This window comes from Kribbella sp. NPDC050470 (genome assembly GCF_044458365.1).
Taxonomy (GTDB): domain Bacteria; phylum Actinomycetota; class Actinomycetes; order Propionibacteriales; family Kribbellaceae; genus Kribbella.
This window is the reverse complement of the sequence record NZ_JBITHV010000001.1, coordinates 206,700-223,715: the sequence shown is the minus strand read 5'-3', so window position 1 is coordinate 223,715 and position 17,016 is coordinate 206,700. Positions and strand designations below refer to the sequence as shown.

The 17,016-nt window shown below is 69.7% G+C and carries 19 protein-coding genes; 2 read left to right on the top strand and 17 right to left on the bottom strand.

The genetic code is table 11. The features are described from left to right. Positions 1-20: 20 nt before the first annotated feature. The 6 genes from rpoZ to ACIBGM_RS00990 form a co-directional block, all read right to left on the bottom strand. Complete coding sequence (gene rpoZ / locus ACIBGM_RS01015; RefSeq protein WP_360530471.1) at positions 21-323, bottom strand: DNA-directed RNA polymerase subunit omega; 303 nt, start codon at positions 321-323, stop codon at positions 21-23. A gap of 28 nt (positions 324-351) precedes the next feature. Further along, on the bottom strand, positions 352-924 hold the full coding sequence (gene gmk / locus ACIBGM_RS01010) for a guanylate kinase (protein WP_396384483.1): 573 nt from the start codon (positions 922-924) through the stop codon (positions 352-354). A 92-nt stretch (positions 925-1,016) separates the two neighbouring features. After that, complete coding sequence (mihF, locus tag ACIBGM_RS01005) at positions 1,017-1,331, bottom strand: integration host factor, actinobacterial type (RefSeq protein ID WP_132320042.1); 315 nt, start codon at positions 1,329-1,331, stop codon at positions 1,017-1,019. Between the two features lie 127 nt (positions 1,332-1,458). After that, positions 1,459-1,833, bottom strand: coding sequence for a hypothetical protein (locus tag ACIBGM_RS01000; RefSeq protein WP_360530468.1), 375 nt, complete (start codon positions 1,831-1,833; stop codon positions 1,459-1,461). 185 nt (positions 1,834-2,018) lie between these two features. Next, complete coding sequence (locus ACIBGM_RS00995) at positions 2,019-2,390, bottom strand: hypothetical protein (protein ID WP_360530465.1); 372 nt, start codon at positions 2,388-2,390, stop codon at positions 2,019-2,021. Positions 2,391-2,398: 8 nt separating this feature from the next. Beyond that, positions 2,399-3,361, bottom strand: a complete 963-nt coding sequence (locus ACIBGM_RS00990) for an EamA family transporter (RefSeq protein WP_396384060.1) — start codon at positions 3,359-3,361, stop codon at positions 2,399-2,401. A 68-nt stretch (positions 3,362-3,429) separates the two neighbouring features. On the opposite strand from ACIBGM_RS00990, the gene ACIBGM_RS00985 reads away from it, so the two are divergent. Then, entirely contained in the window at positions 3,430-4,284 is an 855-nt protein-coding gene (locus ACIBGM_RS00985) for a LysR family transcriptional regulator (RefSeq protein ID WP_396384059.1), read from the top strand. Here the strand turns inward: ACIBGM_RS00985 and ACIBGM_RS00980 are convergent. The 9 genes from ACIBGM_RS00980 to pyrR are packed head-to-tail and all read right to left on the bottom strand — an operon-like array spanning position 4,281 to position 14,926. Then, positions 4,281-5,291 (bottom strand): DUF4037 domain-containing protein, encoded by a 1,011-nt coding sequence (locus ACIBGM_RS00980; RefSeq protein WP_396384058.1) that lies wholly within the window; start codon positions 5,289-5,291, stop codon positions 4,281-4,283. The genes ACIBGM_RS00985 and ACIBGM_RS00980 overlap by 4 nt on opposite strands. A gap of 19 nt (positions 5,292-5,310) precedes the next feature. Then, on the bottom strand, positions 5,311-6,147 hold the full coding sequence (gene pyrF, locus ACIBGM_RS00975; protein WP_396384057.1) for an orotidine-5'-phosphate decarboxylase: 837 nt from the start codon (positions 6,145-6,147) through the stop codon (positions 5,311-5,313). Next, the gene (locus ACIBGM_RS00970; protein WP_396384056.1) at positions 6,144-7,181 is read right to left on the bottom strand and encodes a quinone-dependent dihydroorotate dehydrogenase; all 1,038 of its coding nucleotides are present in this window, start codon (positions 7,179-7,181) and stop codon (positions 6,144-6,146) included. Before ACIBGM_RS00970 ends, pyrF begins: the two co-directional genes overlap by 4 nt. Further along, positions 7,174-10,479, bottom strand: coding sequence for a carbamoyl-phosphate synthase large subunit (gene carB, locus ACIBGM_RS00965; RefSeq protein WP_360530447.1), 3,306 nt, complete (start codon positions 10,477-10,479; stop codon positions 7,174-7,176). Before carB ends, ACIBGM_RS00970 begins: the two co-directional genes overlap by 8 nt. Then, a complete protein-coding gene (carA, locus tag ACIBGM_RS00960; protein WP_396384055.1) occupies positions 10,479-11,612 on the bottom strand; it encodes a glutamine-hydrolyzing carbamoyl-phosphate synthase small subunit in 1,134 nt (377 codons plus the stop codon). Before carA ends, carB begins: the two co-directional genes overlap by 1 nt. Next, the gene (locus ACIBGM_RS00955) at positions 11,609-12,115 is read right to left on the bottom strand and encodes a hypothetical protein (protein WP_360530441.1); all 507 of its coding nucleotides are present in this window, start codon (positions 12,113-12,115) and stop codon (positions 11,609-11,611) included. Before ACIBGM_RS00955 ends, carA begins: the two co-directional genes overlap by 4 nt. Then, positions 12,112-13,404 (bottom strand): dihydroorotase, encoded by a 1,293-nt coding sequence (locus ACIBGM_RS00950; protein WP_396384054.1) that lies wholly within the window; start codon positions 13,402-13,404, stop codon positions 12,112-12,114. Before ACIBGM_RS00950 ends, ACIBGM_RS00955 begins: the two co-directional genes overlap by 4 nt. Then, entirely contained in the window at positions 13,401-14,336 is a 936-nt protein-coding gene (locus ACIBGM_RS00945) for an aspartate carbamoyltransferase catalytic subunit (RefSeq protein ID WP_360530435.1), read from the bottom strand. The genes ACIBGM_RS00950 and ACIBGM_RS00945 overlap by 4 nt, the downstream gene beginning before the upstream one ends. Continuing rightward, on the bottom strand, positions 14,336-14,926 hold the full coding sequence (gene pyrR, locus ACIBGM_RS00940) for a bifunctional pyr operon transcriptional regulator/uracil phosphoribosyltransferase PyrR (RefSeq protein ID WP_360530432.1): 591 nt from the start codon (positions 14,924-14,926) through the stop codon (positions 14,336-14,338). Before pyrR ends, ACIBGM_RS00945 begins: the two co-directional genes overlap by 1 nt. A 205-nt stretch (positions 14,927-15,131) precedes the next feature. On the opposite strand from pyrR, the gene ACIBGM_RS00935 reads away from it, so the two are divergent. Then, positions 15,132-15,644, top strand: coding sequence for a transcriptional regulator (locus ACIBGM_RS00935; protein WP_360530429.1), 513 nt, complete (start codon positions 15,132-15,134; stop codon positions 15,642-15,644). A 281-nt stretch (positions 15,645-15,925) separates the two neighbouring features. Here the strand turns inward: ACIBGM_RS00935 and nusB are convergent, their stop codons facing one another. Next, positions 15,926-16,336 (bottom strand): transcription antitermination factor NusB, encoded by a 411-nt coding sequence (gene nusB, locus ACIBGM_RS00930; protein ID WP_360530426.1) that lies wholly within the window; start codon positions 16,334-16,336, stop codon positions 15,926-15,928. Between the two features lie 26 nt (positions 16,337-16,362). Continuing rightward, a complete protein-coding gene (gene efp / locus ACIBGM_RS00925) occupies positions 16,363-16,926 on the bottom strand; it encodes an elongation factor P (RefSeq protein ID WP_360530423.1) in 564 nt (187 codons plus the stop codon). Positions 16,927-17,016: the final 90 nt, after the last annotated feature.

Genomic DNA, 17,016 nt, shown 5'->3' with positions numbered 1-17,016 from the left:
CGGTCGTCATGGAGGGTCGGTTACGCAGACTTCTCCGCGGCGGCGGCTTCCGCCTCGGCCTCGGGGTCGATGTCGGTGCAGGTCAGCACGCCCTCGTTGATCTCGCGCATCGCGATCGAGAGCGGCTTCTCCTGGACGTGGGTCTCGACCAGCGGACCGACATACTCCAGCAGGCCCTCGCCGAGCTGGGAGTAGTAGGCGTTGATCTGCCGCGCCCGCTTGGCCGAGTAGAGCACCAGCTTGTACTTGGAGTCGGTGCGGGTGAGCAGGTCGTCGATCGGCGGGGAGGTGATGCCGATGGCGACGGGCTGGTTGCCAGACAAGTTCAGCTCTTTCCAGGAATGGAAGGGGTTATCGGATCAACTTTACCAACTGATCGGCAGCCTCCCGAACCGAGGCGTTCACGATCGTCACGTCGAACTCCTTCTCGGCGGCCAGTTCCAGGGTCGCGGTCTCCAGCCGGCGTTCGCGCTCCTCGGCCGTCTCGGTGCCGCGGCCGACCAGCCGGCGGACCAGTTCGTCCCAGCTCGGCGGGGCGAGGAAGACGAACTGCGCGTCCGGCATCGTCTCGCGGACCTGGCGGGCGCCCTGCAGGTCGATCTCCAGCAGCGCCGGGCGGCCCTCGGCGAGCTTGTCCAGCACCGGCCGCTTCGGCGTCCCGTACCGGGCCGCCTTGTGCACCACCGCCCACTCGAGCAGCTCACCGTCGGCGATCATCCGGTCGAACTCCGCGTCCGACACGAACAGGTAGTGCACCCCGTGCACCTCACCCGGCCGCGGCTTGCGGGTCGTCGCCGACACCGAGATCCAGATCTCGGGGAACCGCTCCCGGATCTCCGCCGCCACCGTCCCCTTGCCGACCGCGGTCGGCCCGGCCAGCACGGTCAGCCGGGCCGTGCGGGGCGAGGTCTGCCGCGGAGCCATGGTCGCGTCGTCCGTCCTGTGCGTGGTCACGTTCGCAGTCATGTTCACACCAGTGTCCAACGAGCCGACCGGGGTCTTGGTCTTGGTCTGGCTCACTCGGCGAATTCGCGTTCGAGGGCGGCGATCTGGTTGGAGCCGAGGCCGCGCACCCGCCGCGTCTCCGAGATCCCCGCGCGTTCCATGATCTGCTGGGCGCGGACCTTGCCCACGCCGGGGATGCACTGCAGCAGCGCACTGACCCGCATCTTGCCGATCACGTCGTTGGTCTGTCCCTCGTGGAGCACCTCCGTCGGAGACGCTCCCGAATGCCGGATCCGGTTCTTGATCTCGGCTCGTTCACGCCGCGCCGCCGCGGCCTTGTCCAGAGCCGCCGCTCGCTGCTCCGGGGTCAAAGAAGGAAGTGGCACCGTTTCACCTGTCCCGTTGTGTGGCTTCGCAAGGGAACCTAACACGGGTTCGGGCAGGTCACGGCGCAGGAGCGGCCGTCAGCCGGGCGTCTCGGGCGAATCGATCGTTCCACTCACAGCGGCCGGCTCAGCTCAGCTGCGGCACGTCCACCTTGCAGGAGTCCTTGGCATGCGTGCTGATCGTCTTGTACGCCGTCATCACCGAGCCGGTCTGCTGACTCAGCCGAGCCAGCTCGACACGGTCCGTGCCCGCCGCCTTGGCCTTCTCGGCGAACGCCACCACGACGCCCCAGTCGTCCTTCACGTCGGCGGGCGCGGAAGCCTGCAGCTTCTTCGCGTCCTCGAGGATCTTGGTGTAGTCGGCCGGGTTCTGCGGGTCCACGTTGACCGCGTTCGCGGCGTACCCGGCGAGGTCGACGCAGTAGGCCTGCTCCTCGGTGCACGCGGTCAGGGTGGCGGTGCCGGCGAGCAGCGTCGCGGCGACGGCGAGAGTTCGCTTCACGGATCTCATCATCCTCGGGGGTCGGGAGGTCGGTCCTCGGGGGTGCTGGCCCCGACGTTACAGCTGGTGACCAAACCATCCGAAACGGATACTTTCCGCACCCGTCCGGTGCCTGTCAGCAGTGCCGGACGTACGGCGGGCCGGGTGCCGCTCGCTGCGCACCCGGCCCGTCATGACGCCGTCGGTCAGGAGTCGGTGACGGTGACCTTGCACGTGTCCTTGGCCTGCTTGCTGATCGCGTCGAACGCCGGGGCGATCTTGTCGCCGTCGCTCTTGGCGAGCTCGGTCAGCTTCCCGGTGTCGCCGTTGGCGTCCTTCGCCTTCTCGGCGTAGTCGATGACGATCTTCCAGTCGTCCTTCAGATCGTCCGGCGCCGACTTCGAGACCTTCTTGGCCTCGGACAGCATCTTGTCGACCGCCGCGGAGTCCTTGATGTCGAGGTCCTTGACCGACTCGGCATAGTTCTGCAGCTCGCTGCAGTAGTCGCCGCCCGAGCACGCCGTCAACGTTCCGACGCCCATTGTCACTACCGCCGCGAGGGCCGCAACCTTACGCATTCCGTTCCTTACTGTTCCGCGGGGAGAACCGCTCTCCCTCTCGCTCCGCAACCCTCCCGAACCCCGGGGTCACCAGCACGCAGGGCGCGCCGTGAAGAACGTCGCACCCGCGGACTGGAACCGCGCCGTGATGTGCCGCGTCGCCCGGCCGACAACGCCACCACGTTGGCGCCCACGATCACCCCGATGGCCAGCCAGTCGAGCGAGCCGAGGCGCTGGCCGAGCACCACCAGTCCGACCAGCGCGGCGAGCACCGGGTTCACGCTCATGAAGACGCCGAAGAACTGCGCCGGCACCCGCCGCAGCGTGAGCAGGTCGACGAGGAACGGTACGGCGGACGACAGCAGACCGGCCGCGACGGCGTACGCGAGGGTCGTCGGCGTCGGCCGGTGGTGCCAGAGGGCCCAGATCCCGATCGGCACGTACGCCAGCCCGGACACCGCAGCCGCGGCGCCAACGCCTTGCACGCCGGTGAACTCCCGCCCCATCCGGCGGTTGAGCAGGATGTACGACGCCCAGCAGGCAGCCGCCAGCAGTCCGAGCCCGATACCCAGGTAGTCCGTGGTCGCCTGTGGCCGGGTCAGCAGTACGACGGCAGGCGCCACGGCCAGCGCGCACGCCAGGTCGACCACCCGCCGGGACCCGAGCAAAGCAACGGCCAACGGACCCAGAAACTCCAGCGTCACGGCCAAGCCGAGACCGATCCGGTCGATCGCGGTGTACAGCGACAGGTTCATCACCGCGAACACCAACGCCAACCCGATCACCAGCCGCCACTGCCGGGCCGTGATCGCGCGCAGCTGCGGTCGCCCGACCGCCAGCAGCACGGCGCCGGCGATCCACTGCCGAACCGCCACCACCCCGACCGGCCCGATCACCGGGAACGCCAAGGCACCCAGGGACGCGCCCACCTGGGTCGACAGCCCGCTGCCGAGCATCATCACCACACCGCTCATCCGGTCTTTGCGCATGCTTCGAGGGTCGGTCCGGCGGTTGTCGAGGCAAAATGCACCAACCGGCGGATCTATACGCTGGAGTCATGGATGTCGAGCTCCGGCAGTTGCGCTGCCTGGTCGCGATCGTGGACGCGGGGACGTTCACGGATGCGGCGATCGAGTTGAAGGTCTCGCAGGCCGCGGTGTCGCGGAACCTGCTGAGCCTCGAGCAGGCGCTCGGCGTGCGGCTGCTGCATCGGACCAGCCGGACGATCACGCCGACGACGGCCGGCGTCCAGGCGCTGGCACGGGCCCGGCAGGTGCTGGCCGAGGTGGACGAGTTGGTGCGGGAGGCAACGACCGGGCACACCCGGTTGCGGGTCGGTCATGCGTGGTCGGCGGTCGGGCGGCACACGGCCGAGTTCCAGAAACGCTGGGCCGCCGAGCATCCCGACGTCGAGCTGCAGCTGGTGCGAACCAACACGGCCACCGGCGGACTGGCCGAAGGGCTCTGCGACCTGGCCATCGTGCGGTCGCACGTCGACCTGAAGCGCTTCGCGCACACGACGGTCGCGAGTGAACGCAGGTACTGCGCTCTGGCCGCCGACGACCCGCTGGCGAAGAAGCGCACCCTGACACTGGACCAGCTCCGCGACCGCCGGCTTGCGATCGACCGCCGTACCGGAAGCACCACCGCGGATCTCTGGCCGGAAGGGTCCCGGCCGGAGTTCGAGTACACCCACGACGTCGACGACTGGCTCGCCGCGATCGCCGCCGGACGGTACGTCGGCCTGACACCGCAGGCGACCGTCACGCAGTACCGCCGCGACGGCGTCGTCTACCGCCCGGTCCGCGACGCGCCGCCGGTCGACGTCCACCTCATCTGGCACCGCGAGGACCCACACCCGGCGACCCAGGCCGCGGTCGCCCTGATCACCAGCCTGTACCAGGACGATTAGTCGAACAGCGCCACCACGCGACGGCGATCACGGGCTGCCCAGAGCACGTTCCGGATCCGGTCGATCCCGCCGACCGGCCAGCGTTCCGCGATCCGCCGTACCTCCGGGTCCTTGATCTCGGCCAGCAGCGCGCCCGGGAAGTCGCCCCAGACCACCTTGAACGGCCGGTCCCACATCTGCTCGATCCCGGTCGTCACGGGTGCGGTGACCTTCCGCCGGTTGTGCAGCTCGGCAACGCCCGAGTACGCCGCCATCAACGCGTCCTCGCGCTGCTGCCACGACTCGGTCCGCAGCACCTTGCCGAACAGTGGCGCCAGGTGGTCCGCGCAGGGCAGCCGCGAGAACGCCGTACCGAACCACTTCGAGTACGGCGCGTACTGCCGCTCGATCAGGAAGCACAGCCGCATCAGGTCCTCCACGAGCTGCGCCCCGATCAGCGCCGACCCGAGCTCGTCCCCGACGAACCCGGCCCGGCCGGCCAGGTTGGTCTCCGGATGGACCTGCCACCAGGCCGCGACCTGCAGGTAGAGCCACACGTCGCGCGGGTAGTACGCGAACCGGTCCCGGACCGCCTGCAGACCGACCTCGTCGTGGAAGACCGCGCCGGCGGTCAGCATCCGCAGGTGCGGCTCCGGGAACGTGAACCAGTCCCGCGGCGCGATCTCGCTCTCCACGTCGAAGTCCAACTGCTCCAGGAAGTAGCCCCGGACGGTGTGCACCGCGAACTGCGTCGCCCGGTCCGCGAACTCGGCGGGGACGTCCCGGCGCAGCACCTCGTCGAGCGCGGCGCCGTGCCGGGTCCGGTCCTCCTTGCGCAGGAACAGCTCGACCCGCGGCTCCGAGTTGTGGTCGCCCGACATCTCGTCGTCGAAGCCAAGCACCTCCGACCCCCGGCCGAGCACCGCGGCGGCGTAGGGCAGACCCGGGCACGACGCCGCGATCGCGGGCGCGACCGCCTCGGTGTAGAACCGCCGGCTCAGCTCCAGGCCGGGCACGAAAGCACTCATACCGAGAACGGTACGGCGCTCAGTAGCTGAGGACCGCCCGGTAGGCGTCGACTGCCCGGGCGGCCGCGTCCTGGAGGGCGCCGGCCGACGGGCCGGCGCCGAGGATCTCCCTGGAGCTCGCCGGTACGACGTTCCGCACCGCCGACCCGAAGACTGCGACCAGCCCCTCGGCCGTCCCGCCCTGCGCGCCGAGGCCCGGAGCCAGCAGCGGACCGTTGATGTCGAGGTTCTCGTCGGTCGAAGCGATGGTCGCGCCGACCACGGCGCCGAAGGACCCGAGATCGTCGGCGTCCGCGTTCAGAGCGCGCAGGCCGTCGAGTACGGCGCCCGCCACGGTCGGACCGGCGACGGTGCGCGCGGACTGGAACTGCGGACCCTCCGGGTTCGACGTCAGCGCGAGCACGAACAGCCCAGCGCCGGCCGCCCGCGCCTCGTCGATAGCGGGCTGCAATGACCCGAACCCGAGGTACGGGCTGACCGTCAGCGCGTCACACGCCAACGGCCCCTTCTCCGCCAGGTACGCCGACGCGTACCCGGCCATCGTCGACCCGATGTCACCGCGCTTCGCGTCGATGATCACCAGCGCACCCGCGTCCCGCAGCCGGGTCGTCGCCTGCTCGAGGACCGCGATCCCCGCGGACCCGAACCGCTCGAAGAACGCCGACTGTGGCTTGAACACCGCGACCCGGTCGGCCAGCGCGTCCACGACGCCGTACGTGAACGACGCCAGACCCTCCGTCGTGTCCGGCAGACCCCAGGCCTCCAGCAGGTGCGCGTGCGGGTCGATCCCGACGCACAGCGGCCCGCGCGTGTCCATCGCGGACCGCAGCCGGGCGCCGAAGGGTTCATTGCTCATGGCAAGCTCCTGTTGATGCGGCGGACCAGGCCGGGCCCGCGGTAGATGAGGCCGGTGTAGAGCTGGACCAGGCTGGCGCCGGCGTCGACGAGCCGGACCGCGTCGGTGGGCTCGAGGATGCCGCCGACCCCGATGATCGGCAGCGCTCCCCCGGTCTCGGCGTGGATGTGGGCGACCGTCTTGGCCGCCGTCTCGGTCAGCGGCCGCCCGGACAGCCCGCCGGTCTCGGCGGCCAGCGGGTGCGACTCGACGCCCGGCCGGCCGATGGTCGTGTTGGTGGCGATGATCCCGGCGATCCCGACGTCGGTGCAGACGCCGAGCAGCTCGTCGATCGCCGACGAGGTCAGGTCCGGCGCGATCTTCACCAGGATCGGCTTCCCGGCCAACCCGCCGGCACTCAGCGACAAGGCTTCGGCGTGGAGAGCGGTCAGCAACTCCCGCAGGTGCCCGGCGTCCTGCAGCGCCCGCAGCCCCGGCGTGTTCGGCGAGCTCACGTTGACCGCGAAGTAGTCGCCGTACCGGTAGAGCCGGCGCAGCGAGGTCACGTAGTCCTCGACCGCGTCCTCCAGCGGGGTCACCTTCGACTTGCCGATCGAGATCCCGAGCGGGTAGCCGAGGTCGCCGTACGCCGCCAGCCGCGCAGCCAGCGCCTCGCTGCCGAGGTTGTTGAACCCCATCCGGTTGATCACGGCCTCGTGCTCGACCAGCCGGAACAGCCTGGGCTTCTCGTTGCCAGGTTGCGGATGCGCCGTGACGGTGCCGACCTCGACGAAGCCGAAGCCCAGCGCCGGCCAGGCGCGCAGCGCGACCCCGTTCTTGTCCATGCCGGCAGCGAGCCCGACGGGTGACGGGAAGCGGATGCCGAAGACGGTGCGGGATGACGCGGCGGTCGAGCCGGACAGGCGGGCCCCGGCACGCGGCGTGCCGGGGATGCGGCCGAGGAGCCGGAGGCCGGCGAGCGTCTGCTCGTGCGCGACCTCCGCGTCTCCGCGACCCAGCCGGTACAGGACCGGCCGAACGACCTTCCTATACACCGCGGATCCTCGACACCCAGTCCTGCAGCGACCGGACGCCGATGTCCCCGGCCTGCTGCGCCTCGATCCCCTGTACGGCGGCCGCCAGCCCCTGCACCGTGGTGATGCACGGGATGTTGCGGGCCACCGCCGCGGTGCGGATCTCGTACCCGTCCAGTCGCGGCGAACCGCCCTGGGTGATGCCGATCGGGGTGTTGACGATCAGCTGGAGCTCACCGTCCTGGACCATCTGCACGATCGTCGGCTCGCCGTTCGGTCCCGGTCCCTGGCTGCTCTTGCGCACCGTGACCGCCTCGACCCCGTTGCGCCGCAGCACGTCCGCCGTACCTTCGGTCGCGTAGATGTGGAAGCCCAGGTCGGCCAGCCGCTTCACCGGGAAGATCATGTGCCGCTTGTCCCGGTTCGCGACCGACACGAACACCTTGCCGGAGCCGGGCAGCGGCTGCGACGCCGCCGCCTGCGACTTGGCGAACGCCGTGCCGAAGGTGTCGTCGACGCCCATCACCTCACCGGTCGAGCGCATCTCCGGCCCGAGCACGGTGTCCACCGAGCGGCCGTCAACGGTCCGGAACCGGTTGAACGGCATCACGGCTTCCTTGACCGCGATCGGCGTCGAGGTCGGCAGCGTCCCACCGTCGCCTGTGGCCGGCAGCATGCCCTCGGCCCGGAGCTCGGCGATCGTCGAACCGAGCATCACCCGGGCCGCCGCCTTCGCCAGCGGGGTCGCGGTCGCCTTCGACACGAACGGCACTGTCCGGGACGCGCGCGGATTCGCCTCCAGCACGTAGAGCACGTCGCCGGCGAGCGCGTACTGCACGTTCAGCAGGCCGCGGACGCCGACACCGCGAGCGATCGCCTCGGTCGACTGACGGATCTTCTCGATGTCGGCGTTCCCGAGGGTGATCGGCGGCAGCGCACAGGACGAGTCGCCGGAGTGCACACCCGCTTCCTCGATGTGCTCCATCACGCCGCCGAGGAAGAGCTCGTCGCCGTCGAACAGCCCGTCCACGTCGATCTCGACCGCGTCGTCCAGGAACCGGTCGATCAGCACCGGGTGCTCCCACGACCCGAACCCGCCACTCAGCCGCTCCAGCGCGGCGGTGAGCTCGGCCGAGCTGTAGACGATCTCCATCCCGCGTCCGCCGAGCACGTACGACGGCCGGACCAGCACCGGGAACCCGATCTCCAGGGCCACCCCGTGCGCCTCGTCGGCCGACATCGCCGTACCGTGCTTCGGCGCCGGCAGCTTCGCGTCCGCGAGCACCTTGCCGAACGCGCCCCGCTCCTCGGCCAGGTGGATGGCCTCGGGCGACGTCCCGACGATCGGCACGCCGGCGTCGGCGAGCCGCTGCGCCAGGCCCAGCGGGGTCTGGCCGCCGAGCTGGACGATGACTCCGGCGACCGGGCCGGCCTGCAGCTCGGCGTACACGATCTCGAGCACGTCCTCACAGGTGAGCGGCTCGAAGTACAGCCGGTCGGAGGTGTCGTAGTCGGTCGAGACCGTCTCCGGGTTGCAGTTCACCATCACCGTGCAGTAGCCGGCCTCGCGCAGCGCCATCGACGCGTGCACGCAGGAGTAGTCGAACTCGATCCCCTGCCCGATCCGGTTCGGCCCGGAGCCGAGGATCAGCACGGCCGGGGTGTCCCGCGGTGCGACCTCGGTCTCCTCGTCGTACGACGAGTAGTGGTACGGCGTCTCGGCCTTGAACTCGGCCGCACAGGTGTCGACCGTCTTGTAGACCGGCCGGATCCCGAGCGCCTGCCGGACCCCGCGGACGACGTCCTCGGTCAGCCCGCGGATCTCGGCCAGCTGCAGGTCCGAGAACCCGTGTCGCTTGGCCAGCCGCAGCACCTCGGGGGTGAGTCGCGGCGCGGCTGCGACCTGCAGCGCGGTCTCGTGGATCAGGTAGAGCTGGTCGACGAACCACGGGTCGATCTTGGTGTTGTCGAAGATCTGCTCCGGCGTCGCACCGGCCCGGATCGCGTCCATGATCGTCCGCAGCCGGCCGTCGTGCGGCGTCGTGATCTCCTCGAGCAACGGCTCCAGTTCGGTGGCCGGCGAGCCGGCCCAGGAGAATCGCGCCTCCGGCTTCTCCAGCGAGCGCAGCGCCTTCTGCAGCGCCTCGGTGTAGTTCCGGCCGATCGCCATCGCCTCACCGACGCTCTTCATGTGCGTGGTCAGCGTGGCGTCCGCGGCCGGGAACTTCTCGAACGCGAACCGCGGCACCTTCACCACCACGTAGTCCAGCGTCGGCTCGAAGCTGGCCGGCGTCTGCCGGGTGATGTCGTTCGGGATCTCGTCCAGGGTGTAGCCGATCGCGACCTTGGCGGCGATCTTGGCGATCGGGAAGCCGGTCGCCTTCGACGCCAGCGCGGACGACCGCGACACCCGCGGGTTCATCTCGATCACGATCAGCCGGCCGTCGGCCGGGTTCACCGCGAACTGGATGTTGCAGCCGCCGGTGTCGACGCCGACCTCGCGGATGATGCCGATGGCCAGGTCCCGCATCACCTGGTACTCGCGGTCAGTCAGCGTCATCGCCGGGGCGACCGTGACCGAGTCGCCGGTGTGCACGCCCATCGGGTCGACGTTCTCGATCGAGCAGATGATCACGACGTTGTCGGCCTTGTCGCGCATCACCTCCAGCTCGTACTCCTTCCACCCGAGGATCGACTCCTCGATCAGCACCTCGGTGGTCGGACTCGCGTGCAGACCGGCGCCGGCGATCCGGCGCAGGTCGGCCTCGTCGTACGCCATCCCGGAGCCGACGCCGCCCATCGTGAACGACGGCCGCACCACCAGCGGGTAGCCGAGCTCGGCGGCCGCGCCGAGCACGTCGTCGATGGTGTGGCAGATCCGCGACCGGGCCACCTCGGCCCCGAGCCTCTCGACGATCTGCTTGAACGACTCCCGGTTCTCACCGCGCTGGATCGCGTCCACGGACGCGCCGATCAGCTCCACGCCGTACTTCTCCAGTACGCCGTTGTCGTGCAGGGCGATCGCCGCGTTCAGCGCGGTCTGGCCGCCGAGGGTCGCGAGCAGCGCGTTCGGGCGCTCCTTCTCGATCACCTTCTCGACGTACTCCGGGGTGATCGGCTCGACGTAGGTGGCGTCGGCGAACTCCGGGTCGGTCATGATCGTGGCCGGGTTGGAGTTCACCAGGACGACCCGGAAACCCTCCTCCTTGAGCACCCGGCAGGCCTGGGTCCCGGAGTAGTCGAACTCGCAGGCCTGGCCGATCACGATCGGGCCGGAGCCGATCACCAGGACCGAATCGATGTCTGTACGACGTGGCATCAGGCCCGTCCCTCCATCAGCTCGACGAACCGGTCGAACAGGTACGCGGAGTCGTGCGGACCCGCGGCTGCCTCCGGGTGGTACTGGACCGAGAAGGCCAGCACGCGGCCGTCCTTCCCGGTCAGGCGGAGTCCTTCGACCACGTTGTCGTTCAGGGACACATGACTGACCTCGGCGGTGCCGTACGGCGTCTCGACGGTCTCCTCGATCGGCGCGTCGACGGCGAAGCCGTGGTTCTGCGCGGTGATCTCGACCTTGCCGGTGGCCCGGTCGAGAACCGGCTGGTTGATGCCGCGGTGCCCGTACTTCAGCTTGAAGGTGCCGAGTCCGAGCGCGCGGCCGAACACCTGGTTGCCGAAGCAGATCCCGAAGTACGGCGTGTTCTGCTCCAGCAGCGCCTTGAGCAGCTCGGTCGGGTGCTCGGTGGTCTCCGGGTCGCCGGGACCGTTGCTCATGAAGACGCCGTCCGGGTTGCGCTCGAGGATCTCCGCCAGCGTCGCGGTGGCCGGCAGCACGTGCACCTCGATACCGCGCTCGGCCATCCGCTTCGGCGTCATCGACTTGATCCCGAGGTCGAGCGCGACGACGGTGAACCGCTTCTCGCCTTCCGCGGGGACGACGTACGGCTCGAACGTGGTCACCTCGGTGGCCAGGTCAGCGCCGACCATCGGCGACTGCTGCAGCACCTTCTCCAGCAGCGTCTCCGGGTCGAGGACCTCGGTCGAGATCCCGGCCCGCATCGCTCCGCGCTCGCGCAGGTGCCGGGTCAGGGCTCGGGTGTCGATGCCGGAGATCCCGACGATGGCCTGGGATTTCAGCTGGTCGTCCAGCGAGCGGGTGGCGCGCCAGTTCGACGGCACCCGGGCCGGGTCGCGGACGACGTACCCCGCGACCCAGATCTTCTGCGACTCGTCGTCCTCGTCGTTGACTCCGGTGTTGCCGATGTGCGGCGCGGTCTGGGTGACGATCTGCCGGTGGTACGACGGGTCGGTCAGCGTCTCCTGGTAGCCGGTCATCCCGGTGGAGAACACCGCCTCGCCGAAGGTCTCGCCGGTCGCCCCGTACGACGTCCCCGCGAAGCTGCGGCCGTCCTCCAGGACCAGCAGCGCAGGCTGATGGGCAGGCTGGCTCATTTCTGCTCGGCTCCGATCAGGGTCGAGATGGATTCGGTCAGGGCGGCGGTGTCGGCCTTGCGGCGCGGCCGGAACCCGGTGTCGAGCGCGCGGCCGTCGTGGTTCCAGGTGACCACCACCAGGCCGGACTTCTCCGCGGTCACCTTGCCGGCGATCCCGCGGTCGGTCCGGACGCCGGTCAGGTGGTCCACGGGGATGAAGACATCCGCCGCGCCCTGCCGATGGAAGATCAGGCCGGCCTCACTGACGGCCAGGTCCGCGGTGCTGCGGACGCCCAGTTCGTGCACGGCGATCCGGTCCATCCAGTCGCCGGCCGAGGTGGTGGCGACGTAGACGCCCTCCACTCCCCGTTGGGAGAAAACGCCTTTGTCATCGGCCGGCGCCTCGGGCAGCGGCGCCAGGTCGATCTGCCGGGCCTGGCGGTTCCGCCAGCCCCGGTACATGGCCCAGTAGCCGGCCGCGATGACCAGCAACGTGCCGAGAACGCCCAGGAAGGCCTTCACCGGGCGAGCTTCCCGTTCAGCACAGTCGGTGTGCCGCGCAGGAAGGTCGCCACGACCTGGCCCGGCAGCGTCATCCCGTCGAACGGCGTGTTCCGCGACAGCGACGCGGACTCCCCCGGTACGACGGTCCGCTCGGCCGACGGGTCGACCAGGACCAGGTTGGCGGCGGCGCCGGCCTCGAGCGGCCGGCCGTGGTCGGCGACCTGGCCGATCTCCGCCGGCCGGTAGCTCATCCGGTCGGCGACGTCGGCCCAGGTCATCAGCTTGGTGTCGACCATCGCGTGCTGGACCACGCTGAGCGCCGTCTCCAGGCCGAGCATGCCGAACGCGGCCGCGCTCCACTCGCAGTCCTTGTCCTCGACCGGGTGCGGCGCGTGGTCGGTGGCGACGATGTCGATGGTGCCGTCGGCCAGGCCCTCGCGGACCGCCACGACGTCGTCCTTGGTCCGCAGCGGCGGGTTCACCTTGTAAACCGGGTTGTAGGACGCGGCCAGGTCCTCGGTCAGCAGCAGGTGGTGCGGGGTGACCTCGGCGGTCACCTCGTACCCGCGCTTCTTCGCGGCCCGGACGATCTCCACCGAGCCCTTGGTGGACAGGTGGCAGATGTGCAGCTTCGAGCCGACGTGCGCGTTCAGCAGGATGTCGCGGGCGATGATCGCCTCCTCGGCGACACTCGGCCAGCCGGTCAGGCCGAGGACGCCGGACAGCGCGCCCTCGTTCATCTGCGCGCCCTGGGTGAGCCGCGGCTCCTGCGCGTGCTGGGCGATCACGCCGCCGAACGCCTTCACGTACTCCAGCGCCCGGCGCATCAGCGCGGCGTCCCAGACGCAGTCGCCGTCGTCGGAGAACACCCGGACCCGGGCCGCCGAGTCCGCCATCGCGCCGAGCTCGGCGAGCTGGGTGCCCTTCCGGCCGACCGTGACCGCGCCGATCGGGAAGACGTCGGCGTACCCGGCGTCGCGACCGAGGCGCCAGACCTGCTCGACCACACCGGCGGTGTCGGCGACCGGATCGGTGTTGGCCATCGCGAAGACGGCGGTGAACCCGCCCATCGCCGCGGCCCGGGTGCCGGTGAGCACGGTCTCGGCGTCCTCACGGCCGGGCTCGCGCAGGTGGGTGTGCAGGTCGACCAGGCCAGGCAGCGCGACCAGTCCCTTGGCGTCGACGGTCTCGGCGTCGGCCGGCGCTTCGAGGTTGGTGCCGACAGCAACGATCTCGCCGTTGTCGACCAGCAGATCCGCCACCTCACCGCCCAGAATCTTGGCTCCGGTGATCAGGTAGGCGCTCACGCGTTCGACTCCTCGTCGTTGGTTCCGGACAGCAAGAGGTAGAGGACCGCCATCCGGATGGCGACCCCGTTGGTCACTTGTTCGACGATGACCGAGCGGGTCGAGTCGGCGACCTCGGCGCTGATCTCCATCCCGCGGTTCATCGGGCCGGGGTGCAGCACGATCGCCTCGTCCGGCAGTTGCGCCATCCGGTGCACGTCCAGGCCGTAGCGGCGGGTGTACTCGCGGGCGCTCGGGAAGAACGCGTCGTTCATCCGCTCCCGCTGGACCCGCAGCATCATCACCGCGTCGCTCTTGGCCAGATTCGCGTCCAGGTCGTACGACGTGACGCACGGCCAGTTGCGCATGTCGACCGGGAGCAGCGTCGGCGGCGCGACCACGGTCACCTCGGCGCCCAGCGTCGAGAGCAGCAGCACGTTCGACCGGGCCACCCGGGAGTGCAGGACGTCGCCGACGATCGTGATCCGGCGGCCGTCCAGCGAGCCGAGGTGGCGGCGCATCGTGAACGCGTCCAGCAGCGCCTGGGTCGGGTGCTCGTGGGTGCCGTCCCCGGCGTTGACCACCGAGCCGGTCATCCAGCCCGACGTGGCCAGCAGGTGCGGCGCGCCGGACGAGCCATGCCGGCAGACGACGCCGTCGGCGCCCATCGCCTGCAGGGTGAGCGCGGTGTCCTTCAGGCTCTCGCCCTTGCTGACACTCGAGCCCTTGGCGGAGAAGTTGATCACGTCGGCCGACAGCCGCTTGGCCGCCGCCTCGAACGAGATCCGGGTCCGGGTGGAGTCCTCGAAGAACAGGTTCACCACGGTCCGGCCGCGCAGCGCCGGCAGCTTCTTGATCGGCCGGTCGGCCAGCGACCGCATCTCCTCGGCCGTGTCCAGGATCAGGTTCGCCTCGTCCCGGCTCAGGTCACCCGCGCTGAGTAGATGCCTCATCACGCCCCCACCTTCGTCTTGTCCGCGGTCTTGTCCGCGATCAGCACCGCGTCCTGGTCGTCGTACTCGGTCAGGTGCACGGTGACCCGCTCGACCAGCGAGGTGGGCAGGTTCTTGCCCACGTAGTCGGCGCGGATCGGCAGCTCCCGGTGGCCGCGGTCGACCAGGACCGCGAGCTGGACCGCGCGCGGCCGGCCGATGTCGCCGATCGCGTCCAGCGCGGCCCGGATGGTGCGGCCGGAGAACAGCACGTCGTCGACCAGGACGACGACCTTGCCGTCGATCCCGTCCGCCGGGATGTCGGTGTGCTCGAGGCCGCGGGGTGGTTTGAGGCCGATGTCGTCGCGGTACATCGTCACATCGAGTGACCCTGTCGGCACGCTCTGCCCCTCGACCGCCGCGATCCGGGCCGAGATCCGGGCGGCCAGCGGAACGCCGCGAGTGGGGATGCCGAGCAGGACGACCGGGTCGGCGCCGCGGTTGCGCTCGAGGATCTCGTGCGCGATCCGGGTCAGTGCCCGGGAAATGTCGGAAGCGTCCAGGACCGTGCGGCTGCCGCGTTTGGGCGCGCCGTCGTGGGCATGGCTCATCGCTACCGTTCCTCCTTTCCCGCCTCTCTGGACGGGTCTTTAAAGGACGTTCGGACCGCTTGACATGGTATCGGAAGTGACACGCCGTCTTGACGCTGGCCTCGCGCCCAGAATATTGTTACTCTGTGTAACCGAGGGGGGTTTCACCTACCGGGCCGTTCCGGCGGACCGGACATGACGAAACTAGTCGGAGGGAAGAACCAGCGTGCCTAGCGAATACGCGAAGACACTGGGTGGCAAGTTGCGCGCCATCCGCCAGCAGCAAGGGCTGTCGCTGCACGGCGTGGAAGAGAAGTCCAAGGGTCGCTGGAAGGCGGTCGTCGTCGGCTCGTACGAGCGTGGCGATCGAGCCGTCACCGTCCAGAAGCTCGCGGAGCTCGCCGATTTCTACGGTGTGCCCATCCGTGAGCTCCTGCCCGGTTCCGCCAGCGCGGCCGCTGCGGCTGCCGCTCCTCCCCGGTTGATCCTCGACCTGGAGGCCCTGCAACACCTCGACGCGAGCGAGGCCGGTCCGCTGACGCGGTACGCGGCCACGATCCAGGCTCAGCGCGGGGACTACAACGGCAAGGTGCTGTCGATCCGTCAGGACGACATGCGCACGCTCGCCGTGATCTACGACGAGTCGCCGACGACTCTGACCGAGCGCTTCATCTCCTGGGGTGTGCTGAACCCAGAGGCGAAGGGTGACGTCGAGGAGACCGAGGCAGCCGGCGCCTGACCGGAGGCAGCAGAGACGGTCGGGGCTCGTAGCAGCTGGCCCACGGCCGCCCGCCTCCTCCTGACAGAACAGAGCAGGACAACAGCAGTACGACGCAGTACCGCGGCGGGAACCACCTCACCCGCTGCACCAGGCCGGGGCCGTTCCCCCACGCCGACCACCACGGGGACGCCGAGTCGGCCCGGACCGTACCGAGACGGTACCGGGCCACGATCACTCGAAGGTCTTCCTGCTGAAACACCCCGAGAGGGCGCCGCCCGCCAGGCGCCGGCTCTACTTCCTCAGACGCCCAGCGTGGGCTTGAGCTGCAGCAGTCTCGCCAGCAGCCCGTTCACGAACGCCGGCGACTCGTCGGTGGACAGGTCCCGCGCCAGCGCGACCGCCTCGCTCACCGCGACCACGTCCGGGACCTGGTCGTCGAACAGCAGCTCGTAGCTTCCGATCCGCAGGATGTTGCGGTCCACGGCCGGCATCCGGTCCAGCGACCAGCCGACCGAGTGGGTCTCCAGCAGATCGTCGATCACGTCGATGTGCTTTGCGACACCCTCGACCAGCGCCACGGTGAACTCGTTCACCGGCGGGTCGTTGTCGGCCACCCGGTCGGCCAGGGTGCCGCCGACCGGCAGGCCCCTGACCTCCGACTCGAACAGCACGTCCAGTGCGCGCTTGCGGGCCTTGCTACGGGCAGACATGTTCTGTTGTCAGCTCTCTCGAGGGCTCAGGAGGTGACGCGGCCGAGGTAGTCCCCGGTGCGGGTGTCGACCTTGACCTTCTCGCCCGTGGTCAGGAACAGCGGGACCTGGATCGTGTAGCCGGTCTCCAGCTTGGCCGGCTTGGTGCCGCCGGTGGACCGGTCGCCCTGCAGGCCCGGCTCGGTGTACTCCACCACGAGCTCGACCGAGGCCGGGAGCTCGACGTACAGCGGCAGGTCGTCGTGCACCGCGACGATGGCGTCCTGGTTCTCCAGCAGGAAGTGCGAGGCGTCGCCGACCACGTCGGGCTGGATCTGGAGCTGGTCGTAGGTGGACTTGTCCATGAACACGTACGCCGAGCCGTCGTTGTACAGGTAGGTCATGTCCCGCTTGTCGACAGTCGCGACGTCGACCTTGACGTCGGCGTTGAAGGTCTTGTCGACCACCTTGCCGGAGAGCACGTTCTTCAGCTTGGTCCGGACGACGGCGCCGCCCTTGCCGGGCTTGTGGTGCTGGAACCAGACGACGGACCACAGCTGCCCGTCCAGGTCGAGCACCATGCCGTTCTTGAGGTCGTTCGTCGTTGCCACGCGGATATGCCCTTCGAATTCGATCAGCGGTAACACCGGATTGTAGCGGTCACCTGCCCTTTCCTCCGATTCCGCGACCGCGGGCGGCAA